This is a genomic window from Vibrio sp. STUT-A11 (genome assembly GCF_026000435.1).
Lineage (GTDB): Bacteria > Pseudomonadota > Gammaproteobacteria > Enterobacterales > Vibrionaceae > Vibrio.
The window spans coordinates 1294302-1315769 of the sequence record NZ_AP026764.1 but is presented as its reverse complement, the minus strand read 5'-3'; the positions used below and the strand labels follow the sequence as shown (position 1 = coordinate 1315769).

General features: G+C 44.5%; 17 protein-coding genes. 6 read left to right on the top strand and 11 right to left on the bottom strand.

Features of this window, described 5'->3' with window-relative positions; all coding sequences use genetic code 11:
- Positions 1-137: 137 nt before the first annotated feature.
- Entirely contained in the window at positions 138-686 is a 549-nt protein-coding gene (locus tag OO774_RS21550; RefSeq protein ID WP_264906619.1) for a GNAT family N-acetyltransferase, read from the bottom strand.
- A gap of 271 nt (positions 687-957) precedes the next feature.
- On the opposite strand from OO774_RS21550, the gene OO774_RS21545 reads away from it, so the two are divergent.
- Positions 958-2082 carry a fatty acid desaturase gene (locus OO774_RS21545; RefSeq protein WP_264906617.1) on the top strand — a complete coding sequence of 375 codons (1125 nt, stop codon included), beginning with the start codon at positions 958-960 and terminating at the stop codon, positions 2080-2082.
- 357 nt (positions 2083-2439) lie between these two features.
- Positions 2440-3807 carry an anaerobic C4-dicarboxylate transporter DcuC gene (gene dcuC, locus OO774_RS21540; protein ID WP_264906616.1) on the top strand — a complete coding sequence of 456 codons (1368 nt, stop codon included), beginning with the start codon at positions 2440-2442 and terminating at the stop codon, positions 3805-3807.
- A 79-nt stretch (positions 3808-3886) separates the two neighbouring features.
- Here dcuC and OO774_RS21535 read toward each other — a convergent pair whose 3' ends face one another.
- Positions 3887-4243, bottom strand: coding sequence for an NADH:ubiquinone oxidoreductase (locus tag OO774_RS21535; protein ID WP_264906614.1), 357 nt, complete (start codon positions 4241-4243; stop codon positions 3887-3889).
- Between the two features lie 621 nt (positions 4244-4864).
- Between OO774_RS21535 and OO774_RS21530 the strand changes: the two genes are divergently transcribed.
- Both OO774_RS21530 and OO774_RS21525 read left to right on the top strand, forming a co-directional pair.
- Positions 4865-6097: an OFA family MFS transporter gene (locus tag OO774_RS21530; RefSeq protein WP_264906612.1), complete on the top strand. Its 1233-nt coding sequence runs from the start codon at positions 4865-4867 to the stop codon at positions 6095-6097.
- An 81-nt stretch (positions 6098-6178) separates the two neighbouring features.
- Complete coding sequence (locus OO774_RS21525; protein ID WP_264906611.1) at positions 6179-7795, top strand: VRR-NUC domain-containing protein; 1617 nt, start codon at positions 6179-6181, stop codon at positions 7793-7795.
- Here the strand turns inward: OO774_RS21525 and OO774_RS21520 are convergent.
- The 9 genes from OO774_RS21520 to OO774_RS21480 form a co-directional block, all read right to left on the bottom strand.
- Positions 7792-8217 carry a bifunctional diaminohydroxyphosphoribosylaminopyrimidine deaminase/5-amino-6-(5-phosphoribosylamino)uracil reductase RibD gene (locus tag OO774_RS21520; RefSeq protein WP_264906609.1) on the bottom strand — a complete coding sequence of 142 codons (426 nt, stop codon included), beginning with the start codon at positions 8215-8217 and terminating at the stop codon, positions 7792-7794. The genes OO774_RS21525 and OO774_RS21520 overlap by 4 nt on opposite strands.
- Positions 8218-8267: 50 nt before the next feature.
- Positions 8268-9533 carry a BatD family protein gene (locus tag OO774_RS21515; protein ID WP_264908682.1) on the bottom strand — a complete coding sequence of 422 codons (1266 nt, stop codon included), beginning with the start codon at positions 9531-9533 and terminating at the stop codon, positions 8268-8270.
- Between the two features lie 32 nt (positions 9534-9565).
- Positions 9566-11296, bottom strand: coding sequence for a VWA domain-containing protein (locus OO774_RS21510; protein WP_264906607.1), 1731 nt, complete (start codon positions 11294-11296; stop codon positions 9566-9568).
- Positions 11289-12371 carry a VWA domain-containing protein gene (locus OO774_RS21505; protein WP_264906606.1) on the bottom strand — a complete coding sequence of 361 codons (1083 nt, stop codon included), beginning with the start codon at positions 12369-12371 and terminating at the stop codon, positions 11289-11291. Before OO774_RS21505 ends, OO774_RS21510 begins: the two co-directional genes overlap by 8 nt.
- Positions 12364-12906 (bottom strand): DUF4381 domain-containing protein, encoded by a 543-nt coding sequence (locus tag OO774_RS21500; protein WP_264906604.1) that lies wholly within the window; start codon positions 12904-12906, stop codon positions 12364-12366. Before OO774_RS21500 ends, OO774_RS21505 begins: the two co-directional genes overlap by 8 nt.
- Positions 12907-13869: a DUF58 domain-containing protein gene (locus OO774_RS21495; protein ID WP_264906603.1), complete on the bottom strand. Its 963-nt coding sequence runs from the start codon at positions 13867-13869 to the stop codon at positions 12907-12909. It lies immediately after the preceding gene.
- Positions 13870-13880: 11 nt separating this feature from the next.
- Positions 13881-14864, bottom strand: coding sequence for a MoxR family ATPase (locus OO774_RS21490; RefSeq protein ID WP_264906601.1), 984 nt, complete (start codon positions 14862-14864; stop codon positions 13881-13883).
- 9 nt (positions 14865-14873) lie between these two features.
- On the bottom strand, positions 14874-16166 hold the full coding sequence (locus OO774_RS21485; RefSeq protein WP_264906600.1) for an anaerobic sulfatase maturase: 1293 nt from the start codon (positions 16164-16166) through the stop codon (positions 14874-14876).
- 102 nt (positions 16167-16268) lie between these two features.
- Positions 16269-17786, bottom strand: a complete 1518-nt coding sequence (locus OO774_RS21480; protein WP_264906599.1) for an arylsulfatase — start codon at positions 17784-17786, stop codon at positions 16269-16271.
- Between the two features lie 140 nt (positions 17787-17926).
- Here OO774_RS21480 and OO774_RS21475 point away from each other — a divergent pair, with 140 nt between their 5' ends.
- Entirely contained in the window at positions 17927-18784 is an 858-nt protein-coding gene (locus OO774_RS21475; RefSeq protein ID WP_264906597.1) for a LysR family transcriptional regulator, read from the top strand.
- A gap of 320 nt (positions 18785-19104) precedes the next feature.
- A complete protein-coding gene (locus OO774_RS21470; RefSeq protein ID WP_264906596.1) occupies positions 19105-21465 on the top strand; it encodes a fatty acid cis/trans isomerase in 2361 nt (786 codons plus the stop codon).
- Positions 21466-21468 lie beyond the last annotated feature (3 nt).

Below are 21468 nucleotides of genomic sequence, written 5' to 3'. Positions count from 1 at the left end.
GCTGGTGATTATATAGAACTCAACCACGATAAACAGTATGGAATGGTATAAATATTAAACAACCTTGCTCTTGCCCAACAAAAAGAGCAGCGACCTGCTGCTCTTTATGCATATAACATCATAACCTGACGCGATAACTAGGAGTAGACCACATGGTCTTCAATGCCACTCACCAACGATTGTGCACTCGACCAACAGAACACTTTTTCCATCACTTCAGTGCCACCCGGCGCGCGCCAAATACGCTCTTGGCACTCTCTTCCACCAATGTGGCGATAAAATTCAATTGCTGAAGTATTTTGCGAAACAACTTCTAAATATAAACCACTATCTTTGAAATACTGTTGCTGCCATTCGGCGGCGGCAAGTAACAATTGTTTTCCGATACCACGACTACGATAAGCTTCGTCGACATGCAGTGCGTCAATAAAAGTACCGCGCTCAAAATCATGGTTACCAAAGATGCAAACAAAGCCAATTAAAAGGCCACCCTCTTCTGCGAGTACGATATGTTGGTTGAAAGGAGGGTTGGTAAGACGGGTCTGCCAAATCAGCAATTTATCATCCAGAACGTCTTTGTCTAAATAACTGTGACTGAGGATACCTTTATAGTGACGTTTCCAGCTCTCTGCATGCAGATGTGCAATACGCTCGTAGTCCTTATATTCCGCTAGTCGTAAATCCATTACGTAATCCTATGTTCTTATATATTCTACACTTCTGACGAACTTTGGTGTTTTCCACCAATCAAAACCTTATTTATTGGTAGATTTCCCATAGCTTAAGCCAAAGCTCATTTTTTAATACTACTCATTATTTAATTAAAAGCAAAATATGCCAGCAAGTTTATGAGCTACACACTACACGAATCATCACAATTGTATAACTTCAATTTGACTTACACGTGTACGCTGATATTCTAGCGCACAGTTGTTAGCTCAAAGTCAGGAAAACGCTGTGACCCAAAACAAACCACCTATTATCTGGTTGAATATATTAATATTTTCTACCAGTTTCATTGCTACCTTCATTGTGACCCCTTGGTACGCCTACCGTTTTGGATTGGGTTGGGAACACTTGATATGGGGAATCGTCGCGTTCAGTTTTACCAATTTATCAATTACTGCGGGCTATCATCGTCTTTGGAGCCATAAAACATACGAAGCTCATCCGGTTTTACGTGGCATATTCGCTCTTGGCGGCGCATTTTCGCTGCAAAACAGCGCATTACACTGGTCTTCTGACCACCGCGTACACCACAAACACGTCGATAACAACGATAAAGACCCTTATTCAGCTAAACGTGGCTTCTGGTATTCGCATATAGGCTGGATGTTGCGTGATTACAACCAATCAAAAGAGAACGACTACACCAACTGTCGTGACCTTAAACGTGACAAGATAGTAATGTGGCAGCACAACTACTATGTATTGCTGGCGCTTGTGACCAATATCGGCTTTCCGATTGCTTTAGGGCTCATTTATGGTGATGTTTGGGGCATGCTATTAGTGGTGGGCGTGGTTCGTCTGTTTATGAGTCACCATACAACCTTCTTTATCAATTCATTAGCTCATATTTGGGGTAAGCAGACGTTTACCGACAAAAATACGGCACGTGATAACGGTGTTTTGGCCTTCTTTACCTTTGGTGAGGGCTACCACAATTTTCATCATATTTTCGAAAACGATTACCGAAATGGGGTTTATTGGTGGCACTACGATCCAACCAAATGGTTGATCAAATCATGTTCCTGGTTTGGGTTAACATCGAAATTACGTACAACCCCAACGTTTAGGATAGAAAAAGCCCGTGCGACCCAATTGTTGAAGAAAACCAGAGAAAAACTGGAATCTAGGCCGCATACACAACCTACCCTCGACCAACTTCAGCGAGAATTTGATTCTCTGGTTCATCATATGCAGGAGTATTACGAGGTTCGAAAAGAACTGTTGAGTAAAAAGACAGCAGATGTAGTGAAGAAGTATGAATATTCGGTCTGCAAACTCAAATATCAGCAGATCAAAGCGGAATTTGAAAGACAACAGCACAGCTGGAATCTCATGGTTCGCCGATACGCATAACCTTATCCCGACCACCTGTTATAAGCTCCGATTCATCGGGGCTTTTGCTTCTTATATCCCTCTTAATTCACAATCCGCTTTCAACTACCTTTTTTGAATATTTTCTAGACACCACGCCGTTTTAATTGCAAACCAACCTAAGTGTTTTGTTTCTTTATTAACTATACAATCCAGCATATAACACCTATTAATCCTTAATTAAACAAAATAATAAATCGTCGTTACTTATTAAATTATAATTTGTTTTAGATCATGCAAGTCCCAGATTCAACTCGTGCCACAGACAAGAATTCTGTACATTCCCAGACATAAATTGAAACAGTTTCATCCTTTTTGTCATTACATCTGGAGACCCTTATGCTAGAGCTCTTAATTGGCTTAATAGTAACCATTGCCGTGGGCTATTTTATTGTCAAAGGTTATAAAGCGGCTGGCGTGCTTTTAACCGCTGGTATTAGCTTGCTTCTCTTAACTGGCGTGTTAGGCCACCAAGTTCTGCCATCAAGCATCACTTCAACCGGTAATTTGGTAACGGACTCGTTAGAATACGTTAAATACATGCTTCAGTACCGTGGTGGTGGCCTGGGTATGCAGATTATGCTGCTTTGTGGTTTTGCGTCTTACATGACACACATCGGTGCTAATAACGTCGTAGTAAAACAGTTCTCGAAACCACTTTCAGTGATTAAGTCTCCTTATGTGCTTTTAGTTGCGGCGTACATCGTTGCCTGTTTGATGTCTCTAGCGGTAAGCTCAGCGACTGGTTTAGGTGTACTTTTGATGGCGACGCTATTCCCAATGATGGTAGCGATGGGTATCTCGCGCCCAGCGGCGGTTGCAGTCTGTGCTTCACCAGCCGCAATCATCCTTTCGCCAACCTCAGGCGACGTGGTTATCGCTGCAGAGAAATCAGGACTGGCTCTTGATGTATTTGCCGTGCAAACCGTTCTACCTGTATCGATTTGTGCCATCATCGTTATGGCTGCGGCCGCTTTCTTCTGGAACAAATATCTGGATAAGAAAGAAAATACGCCAATGGAGAAAATTGATGTATCAGAAATCAAAGCGGATGCACCCGCTTTTTACGCAGCCCTTCCATTTTTGCCAATCATCGGTGTATTTCTATTCAATGGCCGTACCATCCCAGGCTTAAGTCTGGATATCTACACCATCGTTGTTGGTTCTATTTTCCTTGGCGCGATTATTCATTACGTTGTGAACAAGTTTGATGGCAAAAAATCGCTAGAAGATTTGGACTCGTGTTACGAAGGTATGGCTGACGCATTTAAAGGCGTAGTAATGCTGTTAGTTGCTGCTGGTGTATTTGCGCAAGGTCTGATGTCTATTGGCGCAATTGATAACCTACTTCACCTAGCGGACCAAGCAGGTGCAGGCGGCGTTGCTCTTATGCTTATTTTGACCGCGCTAACCGTTGCTGCGGCAATCGCTACAGGTTCTGGTAACGCACCTTTCTATGCATTCGTAGAGCTTGCTCCTTCACTAGCAGCAAAAATGGGCCTGAACCCTGCGTTCTTAATCATCCCAATGCTGCAAGCATCAAACCTAGGTCGCACGATTTCTCCGGTTTCAGGTGTCATCGTAGCTACATCTGGCATGGCGAAAATCAGCCCATTCGAGGTGGTTAAGCGTACTTCTGTACCTGTACTGGCAGGCTTAGTAACCGTTATCATAGGCACAATGGTATTGGTACCAATGTCAGCATAACCGACATCACGAAGTAAACGCCAAAAAGGGGCCAGTAAGAAATTCTTACTGGCCCCTTTTTAATGTTCTGAATCTATTTTTACGCGGCTTTAAAACGCTCTGGGATTCGTGTAATGCTTTGGCGGTAAGTAAACCATAGGTATGTTACTGCAAGAGAGAAGAAGAAGTAAGACAAAGCAAACACAATCGGTGAAGTAATCAGCTCTGCAGACATACCCCACATCACACCCGTAACGGTAATTGCCAGTTTAGACAACATGCCACAGATCAATAAGAACAGTGCAAGTTGCGGGAAGCGAGAGCTACGAAAAGCGAAAAAGTAGCAGCTACCAACAGCCAAGGAAGCGATAGAAAGACCTAACATAAATGAATGGAAATGCTCTGCCGATGCCACACCTGCAGAAACAGAAGCGAAAAGCACTAGGAACAGTTTCATAAGTTACCTCACAATAAATCGAAAAAAGCATCCCTTCATAAATGAAAACTCATTTTTCGCTATATTCTGCTCATCTAACGTGCAATTACAAGCACATTTTTTGTTCATTTAACAACCAACCATGCCAGTCAACCGCATGTATTACAAAAGGTTAACAAGTTAGTTTTTATAAATCCTTTATATCCAACACTTAGCTAGACAACCGCTTATTTAAGGTTCTTTTGTCACAAATCATTAACACCAAAATACTCTGAAATTTTTGTCCTAAAATGTGAACTGAATGCATAACGTCAATATTTCTTCTCATTTGGCTAGCATACTTCGGGGCTCTAAAGGACACCCCACCCATCGGTAACATATCGTTTACATCTAAAGTCTCTTATGTACACATAGTTTTATAGATTCAAATTATTTTTAAATTGAATACCAAAAAGAGATTCCAATCACATATTTATTGGTTATAATCCGCGCCAATTGCGTCAAATGTTGAAAAACGCAAACTTATTTTGAGAAAAAACCTTAAACAAACCACTCTCAAATGTTGGAGCTAAAGGCCTTTCCCAAAACTGTATGACAGTGAATGGTTGTAGGCTCCTGTTAGAGAGTTAACTGAGAGAAAAAATGAGCAAGATTGATAAAGCGATGCGCATTCTGCTAGCAGGTTTCTGCATCAACCTTTGTCTTGGCATCCTGTATGCCTGGAGTGTATTCAACAAGGCATTGGTCACTGAATCCGGCTGGACTGCCGCAGAGGCTTCAGCACCATACGCGACTGCAACCATCACCTTCTCTATCTGTCTTCTTGTTGCAGGCATCCTACAAGACCGCATGGGACCACGTTTGATCCTTATCCTGGGTACCGTATTAACAGGTCTGGGGATGATCGCATCTGGCTTTGTGGACTCTCCTCTAATGCTGAACATTACGTTTGGTGTTATCACTGGTGCAGGTATCGGTTTTGGTTACGCTTGTTTGTCACCTTCTGCTATGAAGTGGTTCCACGCATCGAAGAAAGGTATGGTTAACGGCATCATCGCAGCAGGTTTTGGTCTGGCTGCTATTTACCTGGCACCAGTAACATCTTCATTGATTGACAGCATGGGAATTCAAACCAGCTTTTTGGTTCTTGGTGTTGGCATTCTTGCTATTGCTGTTCCTCTAGCAGCGACCATCAACAATCCACCAGCAGACTACACGCCAGCAGAGCCTAAACTAAAACAAGGTCAGGCACCAAAAGCGGTGAAGAAGTCAGATGACCTAACTTGGAAAGCAATGCTAAAAACGCCACAGTTCTACTCTCTATGGGTCATGTACGCGTTCGCGGCTTCTGTTGGTCTAATGATCATCGGCAACATCACTACAATCGCAAGCGTTCAAGCTAACTTGCCAAACGCAGTGTACCTTGCGTCTATTCTTGCAGTATTCAACTCTGGCGGCCGTGTTGCAGCTGGTATGCTTGCAGATAAAATCGGTGGTGTCCGTACGCTGCTACTTGCGTTCGTTCTGCAGGGCGTAAACATGGTGTTGTTCGCAACATTCGACTCTGAATTCACGCTTATCATTGGTACGGCAATCGCAGCAGTAGGTTACGGCACACTTCTCGCGGTATTCCCTACGCTAACCGCTGAGTTCTACGGCCTGAAAAACTATGGTACAAACTACGGCGTACTTTACACGGCATGGGGTATTGGTGGTGCAATCGGCGCTGCGGTTGTTGGCTTCTCTATGACCAACGGCGAAGGTTACACTCTGGCTTACACCGTTTCTGCAGCAATGATGGCAGTATGTATCGTATTAGCGTTCATCACTAAGCCACTAACTGAAGCAAAAGTTGCGAAGCTTAAAATCGCATAATTGTGGATTGATTTGATGATGAAAAGGCTTAACCTATTGGTTAAGCCTTTTTTGTTATCGGTATAAAAATCCTGTCGAATTATGCAAAAACCTGTCGAACTTGCACCAGATTACTATTTAGATAATTTCCTCAAGCTAACCCAACATGCTACGCATTGGTACAGTGACTTATTACTAGAGGAAGAGCACCATTGGCTCACAACATTCGAGCAACTGAGCAAACCATCACAATGCCTATTAGTACGACTGTATAGCCGTAAAGGGTGTTGGTTTCGCAGTGACAAACTCAATTATCAGGAAATACCTTCTCTTCACGAAGCCCTGTCAGAGCTCGAACAATCGGAACTTGTTGAGCTATCCCCTGCGCTTTCTCACCAAGAGCTAGCGGCTAACTTACTCACAAAACCGGAAATCTCAGCCCTTTATACAGAGCTACCTAAGTCACTTAAAAAAGATGCGCTCGTTGAATGCTTAAGTAATACCGAATTTGATCGCTATGACCAGCTCGAGTTTACTATCATCAAACTCAATTCCGCGCATATGATAGATGTGTTGCTCACTCTATTCTTCGCCAATACGCATCAAGACTTGAGTCAATTCGTACTCGATGATCTTGGCCTGCATCAGTTCGAGCAATATCAATTAAGCAAAGAGCGGCGGTTCTTTGATTCGCGTGAACAAATTGATCAGTTGATTGAACTCAGCCAACTCGCCAACCTTTACTGGCAGTTTGACCGCAAAGACAAAAACAACCTTGATCTCCTCATTGAAGCCATGCCTCAGCCAGTCTCTCACAACTATATAGACAGAAAGCGTGAGCACCTGCTGAATGATATCGGGCGCGATTACGAACGTATTAATGAACTAGAATCAGCACAGGCGATTTTTGCGCAGACAAGGCTGCCCCCGAGTAGAGAACGCCGAGCACGTATCTTTGACAAATTACAGCAAGACGCTTTATTTTGTGACATTGTCACTGAAATGCTCGACTCCCCTATCGATGTCGCAGAATTCGAAGTGGCACAAAAGCTAGAACAACGGCTACAACGCAAGCTTGGACAAAAAGTTCCCAGGGCTCAGAAACCCAAATGCAATGAATACCATCTCCAACTGGATTTATCCCAACATCGCGTAGAGCTTGTTACCAAAGAACACTTTGAGCGTCTGGGATGGCAAGTGTTTTATGCGGAGAATACGTTGCTCAATGCTCTCTTTGGTTTAACCTTCTGGGACGCCATTTTTGCGCCCGTAGAAGGCGCTTTTATAAACGCGTATCAACATCGCCCACTCGATTTGTATCACAGTGACTTTGCTTCTAAACGCGACAAGTTAATCATATCCGCGTTCAATAACCTCGAAGCTGGAAATACAAAACAGTTAATAGAAAAATACGATGCCAAGATTGGGATAAGCAACCCGTTCGTTCATTGGGGCGCGGTAAGTAAAGCGCTTATCGAACATGCACTCACAACGATTCCGACATCAATGTTAGTCGATCTATTCAACGTCCAACTCCGAGATCTCAAACTTTACCGTAATGGTATGCCAGATTTAATTGCATTTAAGGGAGAACAATTTGAATGGATAGAAGTGAAAGGCCCGGGCGACAAACTACAAGACAACCAATGGCGTTGGATTAAAGAGTTTCACCGCCTTCAGGTACCGTTCTCGGTTTGCTATGTGACTGCCAAGGATTAAGATTTACCTAAATACGGGGTCAAAAACGCACTCACTTCCTCACCACAAACGCCGACTTCTACTTCAACACCAGCTTGCTCTAAAATAGCAATACCACGGCCGCTGTTGCGAGGATCGGGGTCGAGCATGGCAACGACAACCTTTTTGATGCCATTATTTACCAATGTCACCGCACAGGCAGGCGTTCTTCCAACAAACGAACAAGGCTCAAGTGTCACATAAGCGGTGACCTGCTCTAATGTTCCCTTGTATCCATTCAACGCTTCCACTTCGGCATGATTTCCACCGATAGCCTGAGTGTAGCCCTCGGATACGATCTGACCGCCTTTAACTAAAACACAGCCTACTGGTGGATTAGGTTGACACGCTGGTAGAGCATTTCGAGAAATCTCCAACGCACGACGCATAAATTCTTGGCTCATGTAACATCTATTCTTTAATGAAAAACAAAGGCCTATAGTAGCGCTCAGCTTTATTCAATACCATCTCTTTGCTTTAACTTATCCAATTGAGGTAAAGCTTTTGGTATACGAAGTTTAAGATGATTTTGTTTCGTCTGAATTTTGCGCCACATCGACTTGATCAGGCTAGAACTGCGTTCTCCACTTTGCATTCGAGATGAGCTTTTCTGCCATGAGTCACTAGAATCTGCATGGCGCATCTCCAATTCAGAAGTGTTCACTCGTAACTGCCTATAAAGGGCGGCTCTCGCCTCTCCCCAGCGATTTTCTTTGAGCAATCGATGCAAGTTCAGCCATGGTGGAATTGGCCTTGAACGGTAATAACGCTTGATGGCTAGAAACAAAACGATACTTAACACCACTATCACAATAAGGCTAACTATCCAGACGAAATAGGCTTTAACAAACGACTTTAAGGTATGTTTTGCTTGAAAGGATTGCCCTTCAATCACGATGCTTTCTAACTGTTTCGTTTGACTATTCCACCACTGGAACTCATAAGCAGGTAACGAGAGCTCTCCGCCCTGCTGAATCACATACACACTTTCTTCAGTCCGGGTAGATTGATAGTCACCACGCGTTTGCGTATCGGTAAGACGATGAGGCTGTGGGTACACTTGATATCGGTTAGTCGACTTACCTTTGAGCAGATCTGGTAGCAACACTGACAAACTGTCTTGCGCGGTTATGGTAATTTTTCGCGTGATCGCATCGCCAACTTTTAGCGGTTCAGAAGACGTTTCCCACTCTTGATTTACGTCGACATGTGTCGCAGCAAACCACTGGCTACTATCGCTCAATAGACCCGATGGTAACGATGCTGAAAACTGAACTGGCTGCGTGTAAAGGATTCCTGAGACGTTTTTGCCATCAGGCGCTGAAACCTGAACCCCCACTGCAATGGGAGGGACAACAAAATCACCCGATACCTGAGGATACAAAGTCACTTCCCAACGTTGGCGCGACCAGGTTTGCCCTCCTTTACGCTCAGTGAAGTTGGTTGCCAGTTGGTTACGTTGTTTGGCAATCACATCCGGGATTTCCACAGAGCCAATTCGCGTTCCGCCAGTAAACCAACGCGGAGTCGCCACCTCAATAGTCAAAATGACTTGCTCGTTGACACTGAAGTTGGGTGATGTACTTTTTTCATCTTCACTTGGAGCTTTACCAACCCAAGCTTTTATTTCTACATTATGACTCCGCTGCAAGTCTTGAATGTCTTGGGCGAAAGTTAAGCTTGTGCATAAACTCATTAACACGCAGATTACGTGCAGCATAGGAGCGCACACAACGCGTTGAAGCAGCTTCATCATTGCGTCACCTCCTTGTCGCCATTATTGGCATCATCGGCAAGGTTACTCGTTGAAAGCGAGTTGAGCTGAATTTGAAACTTAGAGCGCAGAAAGTCTTTTGGATCTGATTCGACACGTTTTAACCACTTATCTGCCATCTCTTGATTGCCTAAGATGTCAGCGGCACTCAGTGTCTCTTTGATCATCATTTCTTGAGACGTTTGCTCTTCCGCCCCTTCTGCTGTTTGCGGATTATCACCAAGCTCAGTCGACATCTCCTGTTCCGTTCCGGCCTGACTTTCACTCATCTGATTGATCTCCTCAACAATGCCGCCGATGACTTTCAAATTATGCTCAACATCAGGACGTAACGCTTGGCTTAGTGTTGTTTTGCTCGCCAATGATTGAAGTAGGTCTCTCGCTGCCAAGTATTCACGTTGACGTGCCAGTGCGCTGGCCGCGTTGTATAAACCAAAGTCTCTGACATCTTCCGAAGGATCATTCTGCATTTCTAAGAACGCGCTATGAGCTAGTTCAAATTCACTGGCATAGTAATAAGCAGTGCCTTTTCGCAAGGGGTCAGAAAACTGTTTTGCCGCTGCTAAGTATTCTTGTTTATTGAACAACCTCTGACCTTGCTGGTCGGGTGTGAGCCATAAATCCCACCACCACTGGGCTGCTTTGTCGAACGCAGTCACTTGCTGTACAACTTGAGGTTCTTCCGCTTTTATCGATACATTTTCAGCCTTGACTTCGCTAGGCATCGCTAAGCTTCCAGAGACCATTGCAATCAAACACCACTGAACTAACCAACCTTTTCGGAACCAGATCAACATAATCAATGCGATAGGAAACAAAAGCGCATATCCCATGTCTTTCCATGGCATAGAAGACTCACCATTCAGCTGCATATTACGCTCTACATACCGGCTCAATTGCTGGATGTCTGTGTTATCAACACTTACTTCAATAAGTCTTCCACCAGTTTTACTTGCAAGTGTTTGCAGCGAGTCGAGATCGATCGGGTTATTACTGACAATATCAGGGTTGCCAGCGGCCAGTATCAACAGCTGATAGGGTCTATCGGCAAAATAATCTTCATACTTACTGATGGTGGCTGGGTTAACACCATCCGTCACTAAGAGTACCGTTGAGCCGGCTAATCCTTGTAATTGCTGATCAATCAACACTAGCGCCTGCTCTGCGAGTTTACCTTTAACCGGCATAATTTCCGGATCAATGGCCGCAAGAAACGGATCGAAAACTGCGTTGTCTTGTGTGATCGGCATAGCGACGTGTGCAGTCCCCGCAAACACCACAGAGCCCGTTTTGCCACCTTGTCTTGACGCTAGCAGATCACGAACTTTTTGTTTAGAACGCTCCAAACGACTTGGCGGCAGATCTTTTTGCAACATAGAATCGCTATTATCCAAAACTACCAGCATTGACGCTTTGTCTTCACCAAATGGTGACGCCTCTCGCTGCCAGCTTGGGCCCGCACAAATCAAAATGGCGATGAATACATTGACTATCAGGAGTTTTAGAGGCAACTGTTTACGCCAGCCATGCTCACCTATCGTCAGTACCTCGCGTAAATGATCGGGCAGAATATCTTTCCAGCTGGGTTTGCTCTCCTCATGCCAGCGCAGCCAAATCAGGAAAACCATCGGGATAAGCGCCAAAAGCCACAAAGGACGAATGAAATGAAACTGAGTAAAGAACTGCGTTAAGCTGAGAGAATCAAACATCGTGCTCTCCTACCGATACTTTCCCTGTCGAAAAGCGTGCTTTGGTTCTTCGTCTGAGTGTCGCTACGCTGAACGCGAGCAAATGCATCAATACCACCAAGACCATCAGGTAATGGTGCAAACTTTGTTTCGGCCGATAGGTCGTACTTTCATACAACTCTGGCTCAAGCAGGCTGATTTCTTCATAGGCCTTTTCTAACTCGTCCCGGTTGAGTGCTTCAAATGCCTCGCCTCCTGATTCCGCCGCGATTCGTATAATCGTGTCCATATCAAGCGCCGCTTCACCAATGGTTTGGGGATCACCCATCGCGATAACGTGCACGCGAACCCCCTTCGCTTTTGCCACTTTTGCCGCGTCTATTGGTTCAACAAAACTGCCAGTGTCGTTGCCATCAGTTAATACAATCGCAACTTTTTCACGCTCTGTCGCTTGTGTTAACTCACCACGCGTTTTATCACTTTGCTCAAACACTTTAATCGCTAACCCAATCGCATCGCCCAAGTGCGTACTCTGCCCAGCCATAGCAACATCCGTTTGATTGAGCAGTTCGAGCCACACATTCTGGTCAGCGGTAAATGGTGTCTGAACAAATGCCGCATCACCAAACAGCACTAAACCAAGTCGATCGCCTTTACGTGACTGCACGAAATCTGCCAACACTTCTTTGGCAGCTTCTAGGCGTGAGATTTTTTCACCCGCACGAGAGGTAAAATCAGCTTCTGCCATTGATCCAGACAGATCGACTACTACCATCACATCTCTACCAAGACTTTCACGAACCTGCGGCTCACCCAAAACCGTGGGCTTAGCCATTGCGCAGACAACCAATATCCAAGAGAGAATTAACGTCGCGCGCTGCCACCAACTTGGCGTTAGCTGGCTTGCCCCTTCAGATGGCGTTTCGCCGATGGCTTCTACTAACTGAGTAAAGAACGGCACTTTTATCGCCATTTGCTTGGTACGGTAAGCCGGCACTAAGTAATACACGACCAGTGGTAACGGTAAGATAATCAACCATAAAGGGTGGGCAAATTCGAAACCAGACAACCAGATAGAAGAGAAAAAATCATTCATCCTGAGCTCCTTCCTTCATCGTTTCTCTTGGCGTTGAATGACTTGCCGCGGGCATTTTCAAATGCTCTCTAACCCAGCAATTTGCTTTCTCGATGAGAAGCTTTCGCTGTGCGTTGGTCAGCTCTATTTTTGGGTTAATAATGCTTTTCAGCCATAAGTTTGAGGTTTCATCACTAAAAGCACTTTTTGTCGGATTAAGCTCATCAAGCTTGCTAAGAAAAGCACCATCAAACAGTCTGGCATTGCGACTGTCTATATGAATTAAAATAATTTTTAAAATTGAAAATAACGTTTTAGGCATATCACTATCGTCTGGATTCATCTGAGTAATCAGATCCAAAGCTTCTTTGCGATAGCGGTTAATCCACCATGTTTTTAACAAGCAATAAGCGATATAAACTAAAGCCAGTACAAACACTGCAGCTAGAATTTTCCAACCAATAGTTTGAGGATACCAGCTGACACTGGACGGTACGGTTACGTCATGAAGCTCACTCAGAATGTAAGAGCCAGGAGGCTGCGGAAAATCACTCATTTAGCGCCCCCCTACCAGTTTTTGGAACTCTTTGACATGCTGACCAGTGGTATCAAGTTCAATGTAAGGCAGATGCTTAATTGCCATCAGTTGCGCTAAAGATTGACGCTGCACGTCTGTTTTCGCTTCCAGCTTTGCACTTGCAGCTTCCACTTTGGCTTTACTATCCAAATTGAGCTGATATTGACCATCACCAACCACCCATTTTGATGTTGCTAAGTCATCGGGCAGTGTTTGTTCAAGTGGATCACTGACCATCACGGCGAAAATATCGTTGTGCTGTTGAAGCTGTTTCAAGTGGTCGAGGTGCTGCTCTTCACAGTCACTCCAGTCGCTAATAAAAATCAGCGTGGATTGTTTGAGCTTCATTCGCTTTAACAACTCAATCCAGCGACTAAACGTTACTTTTTCAGAATCAACCGAATCAACGCTGAGGAATTGGTTCGCCCGTGATAAGTGTTTTAGCTGTGTTAAAAGATCGTTTTGCGAACGCTGTGGTTTTGAATGAAACAGGGCTTGATGGGAAGCAATAACAAATCCTACTCGGTCACCATCTTTTAATACTCGCCAACCACACATTGCTGCAACTTCTGCAGCAACTACTGACTTCATCACCTCTGTGGAAGCAAAAAACATCGCACTGCGTTGATCAACACAGATGATGACATTGCGGTCTTTTTCTTCGGTATAACTGCGCACATGAGGTTTGCCCGTGCGCATCGTCACTTTCCAATCGAGATTACGGATATCATCCCCTAGCTGGTAATGACGCAGCTCTTCAAAATTCAGCCCGCGACCGCGAAAAAGAGAGTTGTGTCGGCCAGATAACACACTGCCAGCTTTCAGGTGAGGGAGTAAACTAAACGACTCAGCTTGCGCTTGTAATCGCACCAGCCTGGCGTAATCACAATATAAACGGTGATCTATCTCTTCCGGTTTGGGAGCAAGTGTCGGCTTTGCCATATTGCCACCATTTATCCGATTTCAACGTAATCGAGTAATTCTTCAACGACTCGTTGATGATCCACACCGTCAGCTAAGGCGTCATAGGTTAGTGAGAATCGGTGTCCTAATACTGACGGAACCATAGCGCGAACATCATCGGGAGTGACATGGTCACGTCCTTGAAGCCAAGCATAGGCGCGAGCACACTTATCCAACGAAATTGAAGCGCGAGGACTGGAGCCAATTTCAATCCATTTAGATAATTGCGAGTCTGCATAACGCTCTGGCTTACGAGTCGCCATCACCAACGCGACAATATAATCTTCAACTAATTCAGAAACCGCGACATCGGGCAATTGGCGACGTGCTTCTAAAACCAAATCGGGCTCAATATGCTGTGGCGTCACCAACTCGGAACTGGTTTCCGCCCCGAGCTCTTCGCTACGAACCAGGCGAATGATCTCTCGCTCTGCAGCGTCTTCCGGATAGTCTACCGTGACTTTCATGATAAAGCGGTCCATTTGCGCTTCAGGCAAAGGGTAAGTCCCTTCTTGCTCGATCGGGTTTTGGGTCGCTAGCACCATAAACAGATCGGGTAACACATGGGTTTTATCGCCAACGGTAATTGTACCTTCAGCCATGGCTTCTAGCAGCGCAGCCTGCACTTTAGCGGGAGCACGGTTTACTTCATCTGCAAGGACAATACTGTTGAAAATGGGTCCCGGCTGAAAATGCAGCTGAGGCTTGCCATCTAACTCCTGATAAACCTCGGTACCGGTCACGTCCGAAGGTAGAAGATCGGGCGTAAATTGGATACGACCAAAACTCGTGTTTAGCAAGTTGGCCAATGACTTAACCGAACGCGTTTTTGCGGTGCCCGGTAAACCCTCCAGCAGAATATGTCCATTCGTCAGTAAACCAATCACCAAGGCTTGCACCACATGACTTTGACCAATGACGCTTTTCTCTGTCTGCTCAATCAGTTTATTGATAGCTTGCTGCGCGTTGTTCATTCGTCTTCCTTACTTAGAATTCTGTTGTTGTAAAATCTGAGATAGACCTACCAGCATAGGTAAGGTGTCATCAAAGAAACGGCGAATACCAGAGCAAAGGTAATTCAACCCTTCTTCACCATCCGGCGTCTTAATAAGGCGATTTTTAGGACATTCGCCCCAACAGTATTTAAGGTAAGGACATTTTTTACAGTAATCTGGTAATGAGTCTCGTTTTGCCATACCGAAGCTAAACTGACGCGTAGAGAACGCCATCTCATTCAACGAATGTTCGTGAATATTGGAAAGTTTGTACTCTGGATAAACGTAATGGTCGCAACTGTATACATCGCCATTGTGCTCTATCGCTAAGCCCTTTCCGCAGAACTCTGAGGTAATGCAGAGTTGCGCTGGTTTACCCATCACCTGAGCAACCGCTGTTTCAAACAGGTTCACCAACACACGGCCTAGGTCATTGTTCACCCACTCAACAAACATTTCACTAAGGAACTTGCCCCAATCATCAGGATCTACCGACCAATCCGTGACTACAGACATTGGGTGCCCTGGCTTAGCCAGTTCACTGCCCAACTCAGGAATCATCTGCTCGTTCCAAAACTGAGGCGCTGTAGTGTGAAAATCATTCGCTTCAACCACAGGAGCAAGCTGAATGTATGTCACGCCCAACTCTCGAGTGAGAAATCGATAGATCTCCAGGGGATACTTAACATTGTGGCGGTTAACCGTCACCAGCGCATTAAATCGCACTCCATAATGCTGAAGTTTTTCGACCGCTTTCATCACCAAATGAAAAGTCGGTTTACCACTTCGGGTTTTACGATATTTATCGTGCAGCTCTTCTGGGCCATCGATAGATAAGCCAACTAAGAAATTATTTGCGACTAAAAACTCACACCATTCATCGTTAAGTAGAATTCCGTTCGTTTGTAAGTCGTTTTCAATGCGAGTGCCGCTAGGCTGATATTTCGCTTGTAGTTCAACCACTTTACGGAAGTAGTCTAATCCGAGTAACGTCGGTTCACCGCCCTGCCACGAAAATACGATTTCTTCGCCATCTTGACTCTCAATATAACTCTTAACAAACGCCTCTAAAGTTTCATCATCCATCTTGGGTTGTTTTGGTTGATGAAGCAGATTTTCTTTATGTAAGTAAAAGCAATATTGGCAGTCAATGTTGCACTTTGCGCCGCCGGGTTTAGCCATCACATGAAAGCGGCGTTCATTTCCTTGCTCGGATTTGAAGGCAGTTTTCATCGGAACAATTGGCATCGCCGTTGAGTGACGTGGTGAAATTTTGCTCATGCAGCCTCTCTTTTTAATTTTGGCTTTTCTACTTTCTTTTTTAAGTATGGCGCTCCTAAGAGCGCCATTCATTTTTATTCTAGTCTTTGCTTAAGTGCAAGGTTACTTAGGAACAAATGAACCAGCTTCCATACGAGGAGGGAATTCTTTAAACGTCTCCATCATTTTCTGCACTTCTGCTACAGCCGGCCCCATGAAGAATGAACGCTCGTACATCCATTGACCATAGCCGATGCCACTATCACCACGTTCAAATGGGTCAATACTTAAATCGTACATTTGTGGAACACGTAGTTTAGTCAGTGGGTACTGCCAAATTTCCAAACCAGTTTCATGCTCTTGAATGTTGAAGTGGAACTTCATTTTACCTTGACGCAAAGCAAATAAATCACCGTCATCACTCCAGTAGAAGAAGTTATTACGAGCAGACTGATCGGTTTTACCTGTTAGGTAAGGCAATTGGTTATAACCATCTAAATGAACTTTGTAGTTCATATCACCGGCTTTCTTGCCGTTGAGCAACTCTTCTGTCACTTTATCGTTTCCTGCTGCTGCAAGCAGTGTTGGGAAGAAGTCCTCAAGTGACATTATGCCGTTAAGCGTCTTACCTGCTTCAATTTTCCCTGGCCATTTAATCAGCATAGGAACACGGAAACCACCTTCCCAACCAGTATTTTTCTCACTGCGGAACGGCGTCATACCCGCTTCAGGCCATAAGTTGATCATTGGACCGTTATCAGTGGTGTAAACGATGATGGTGTTGTCATCGACACCCAGTTCTTTAATCTTGGCAAGTAATTCACCAATTTGGTCGTCATGTTGTTTCACACCGTCTGCGTAGAAACCAGCACCTGTTGCGCCTTTGTACTCTTCAGGTAAGTGCGTAAAGTTATGCATGCGAGTAGTATTAAACCAAGTAAAGAACGGTTTATCCGCTTTTACCTGTTTCTCGATAAAGCTTTCTGCCGCATCTAAGAACTCACCATCGACGGTTTCCATGCGCTTGCGAGTCAGAGGACCAGTATCTTCAATCTTGCCGTCTGCATAAGAGTGAATCACGCCACGAGGGCCGAACTTTTTCTTGAACTCTGGATCTTTCGGGTAGTCAACGTTTTCTGGCTCTTCTTCCGCATTCAAGTGGTAGAGGTTGCCGAAGAACTCATCGAAGCCGTGGTTAGTTGGCAAGTGCTCGTCTCGGTCACCCAAGTGGTTTTTACCAAATTGACCCGTTGCGTAGCCCAGCTCTTTTAGCATGGTCGCAATCGTTGGGTCTTCTTTAGAGATACCTTCAGCGGCGCCTGGCATACCAACTTTTGATAAACCTGTGCGTTTTGGCATCTGGCCCGTGATGAACGCAGAGCGGCCTGCTGTAGAACTTTGCTGGGCATAGAAGTTAGTAAACTTCGCGCCTTCTTGAGCAATCGTGTCAATATTTGGTGTGTTGTAAGCCATCATCCCTTGGTTATAGGTACTCAGGTTCCAGTAACCCACATCGTCACCGAAGATAACGAGGATATTTGGTTTGTCAGCTGCGTATGCGGTTGCAGAGGCAGCACCTAGCGCTAAAGTACATGCGTTAAGTACGAGTTTTTTACTGCTCGTTTTAGTCGCATTTTTCATATTTTCTCCAAAAGTTCGCCGATGCATTAAAATGGCATTCGCATTCCAATACCATTACTGTTATAAGATAAAGCACTAATTTCAGACGATAAATACCGTCAAGATTAGTTGATCTATAAATCTAATTTATGAGTAGCATTATGGACTTAAACCTTATCCAAACTTTTCTGGTCGTCGCCGAGTTCCAATCCTACACAAAGGCCGCGGAGCAACTTGGTCTGACACAACCGGCAGTAAGCGCAGCAATAAAACGATTAGAACAAGTCGTAGATAAGCAGTTGTTCGTAAAAAAAGGCCGCGGAATAACTCTTACTGCCACCGCACATCAATTGCTTCCTCAATTTCAGCAAGCGGTAAGTATCATTGACAGTGCAATATCTGATAAAAACCATTTTGAAATCTGCTGTTCGGAAATTCTGCTACATAGCATGCCTTCTATAGAAAACGTGGTGTTTTATGAATCTCCACCAGAGAAATACATTCTGTTTGAGCTTATACGGCAACAAAAAGTCGACTTAGCGATCGATACAGTCATAACAAAAGACTCGTCATTTGTTATTGAAGATGCATACTCGGAAGAAGCGGTTGTCATTTGCCGAAATGACCACCCCAGAATCCAAGGTACACTTTCAAAACAACAGTTTTATGAAGAAAGCCACTGCCTGTTCTCAGGAAAATGGGACAACGTGACTGGATTCGAACAACTGGCCAAAGAAAAGATACAGGAACGAAAAGTCGATTTAGTGACATCGTCACTTGCTGGTATGGCTCTCTACGTTGCTGACCGAGACTGTCTGGGCGTTGTATCTCAATCGTTTGCCAAAAAATGGAGTAAGGCTCTAAACCTGCAAGTGCTCCCTTGCCCTATTTCGGTTCGCTCAATCCCTTACAAGTTTATCTATCACAAACGTGAAATTGACAATCCTGCTCATCTTGCCCTGCGCCAAAAAATTAAAGAGCTACTAATCGCCGCACATGGCGAGCCGTCCGCGCAATAGAAAACGTTTAAGGCGCCGATTTTTTAGGTTTTGTAAGCTAATATAACTTCTCAAATCAGACATCGGCACCGACTAATGCGCTCGTCGGCTTATCAAAAAATTCAAAATAAACTTACTTAAATGCAACAAGATTTATAGTAGACAAATTAGGGGTTTGCAATAACCTGCATATAGAATAACTGCCGGTTTATAAATTCGAGACAGTTACCATTTGTGAGTGGTTTTAGGATCTTTGCACTAAACTCCTTTGAGTGATCTTTGGTATTTCATCTGTTATTTTGCTTTAATGAGTGTAAACGTCATTCACCTCAAGTAACTCCATGAATTTGCGCCTCATTTTTTTACTATGCATGATTAGTCTGTTTGCCGGCTGTGCTACTTACGCTGGCCTGAACTACGACCTACTTTTTGGTCCGCAACTGGTACGAGAACGTACTGCAGATGTTGAAACACAGCGTGGAAACTTTTTCCAGAACGAAGTTAAACCCATCGTGGATAATCGTTGTGTGGTTTGTCACGCATGCTACGACGCGCCTTGTCAGTTAAAACTCTCATCGGTTGAGGGCATTGACAGAGGCGCGTCGAAAAAATTGGTTTACGAAGGCACCCGTCTCACCGCAGTAGCACCTACACGTCTTTTCGAGGACGCAGAAACGACTCAAGAGTGGCGTGATGCAGGATTTCACCCAGTCTTAAACGAGCGCGATCAGAACATGGCAGCCAATTTAGATGCGGGCTTAATCGCGAGACTTCTGGTGCAAAAAGAACGCCACCCTTTGCCCAATCAAGTTCAGTTAAAAGGGTTTGATTTTTCGATAGATCGTCAACAGACATGTCCGACAATTGAAGAATATGACCAGTATGAGAAAGACAACCCGACTTGGGGAATGCCTTTTGGCATGCCAAACCTGACAGATTCTGAGTATCTTACATTGATGACCTGGCTGGAAAATGGCGCAGTAATGAATAGCCACACGCCGGTTAGCAGCGATGAACAAGCCGAGATTACTAAGTACGAATCACTACTGAATCAAAATGACTTCAAGAACCAGCTCATGGCGCGTTACATCTATGAACACCTGTTCTTATCTCATTTGTATTTCTCTGAACTAAACGATCAGCCGACACGTCGCTTTTTCTCGCTGGTTCGCTCACAGACCCCTCCGGGTCAGCCTGTAAAACGTATTTCGACTCGACGGCCATATGATGATCCAAACACGGAACGTGTTTACTACCGAATCATTCCAGAGCAAGGCACTATTGTGGACAAAACACATATGCCATACGCGTTGAATAAACAGCGTATCGACAATTGGAAGAAGTGGTTCATTCATCCTGATTATACGGTCAATGCGCTACCCAGCTATGAACCAGAAGTTGCCGCAAACCCAATGACTTCGTTTACTGACCTGCCAGTGAAGTCGCGTTTTAAGTTCATGCTCGACAACGCACAAAATACCATTATGGCGTTTATTAAAGGTCCGGTTTGCCGTGGTCAGTTGGCACTAAACGTCATTAACGATCGTTTCTGGGTATTCTTTCTCGACCCAGATAAAAGCGATATTCCTGAAGTGAACGAGTTTTATCGCTCACAAGCAGAAAACTTAAAACTGCCAAGTGAGTTAGAAAGCAACACACTGCCTGTGGCGAACTGGGTTAAATACTCTCGTCAACAAGCTCGCTACCTTGAAGCTAAGTCGGACTTTGCAAACCATTGGTTCAAACATGGCGAGCACCTGTCTACAGACGTTATTTGGGATGGTGATGGAACCAACGCTAATGCTGCTCTGACGGTTTTCCGCCATTTTGACAGTGCTTCGGTTGTACAAGGTTTGGTGGGCGACCAGCCTAAAACAGTCTGGGTGATGGATTACGTGTTACTCGAACGAGTCCATTACCTGCTCGTGGCCGGTTTTGATGTCTACGGAAACTTTGGTCACCAACTTATTACGCGTATGTTTATGGACTTTTTGCGTATGGAAGGCGAAAGTAACTTTATATCATTATTACCGGCAGACATGCGTCATCAATTGCAATCCAGCTGGTATCAAGACCAAAGTCCTCAGTTATCGGATTTCTTATTGAGAAATGTTAAGCCCTTTAATCAACCGACAAGCATTGTCTACCAAACGGATGACCCGAAGTCTGAATTGCTTAACAAGCTGAAAGTAGATCTGTCTCCGATTCTGCTTCCTCGTTATGAGATCACCAATACAGCGCTCTCCGATAAGAATGAGCAGCAGATAAAACGTATCGGACAAGTACATGGTGAAGGGTTGAAGCCAGTACCTCAAATAACAATGTTGATGGTGCGAAGTAAGACAGGGAAAGATGAACTCTTTACCCTACTTCACAATAATGCGCATACGAATATCTCCAGCCTGTTCGATGAAGAAAGTAATCGAAACTTCTCAGAAGATGATATGACCGTCGTTCGTGGTGTCGTCGGAAGTTATCCCGCTGCGTTTTTTTCGATAGAAGAAGAGCAAGTAAAAGATTTTGTCGATCAATTCAGCAGAATACAAAATGAGGAAGATTACGTTAAGTTGTTGGATCGTTTTGCGATTCGTCGTAGCTCTGAAAAGTTCTGGTCATTCAGCGATCGACTTCATCATTGGTATCGTAGAAATCAACCGATCGAATTTGGATTACTTGACTATAATCGTTTTGAGAATCGATGATGA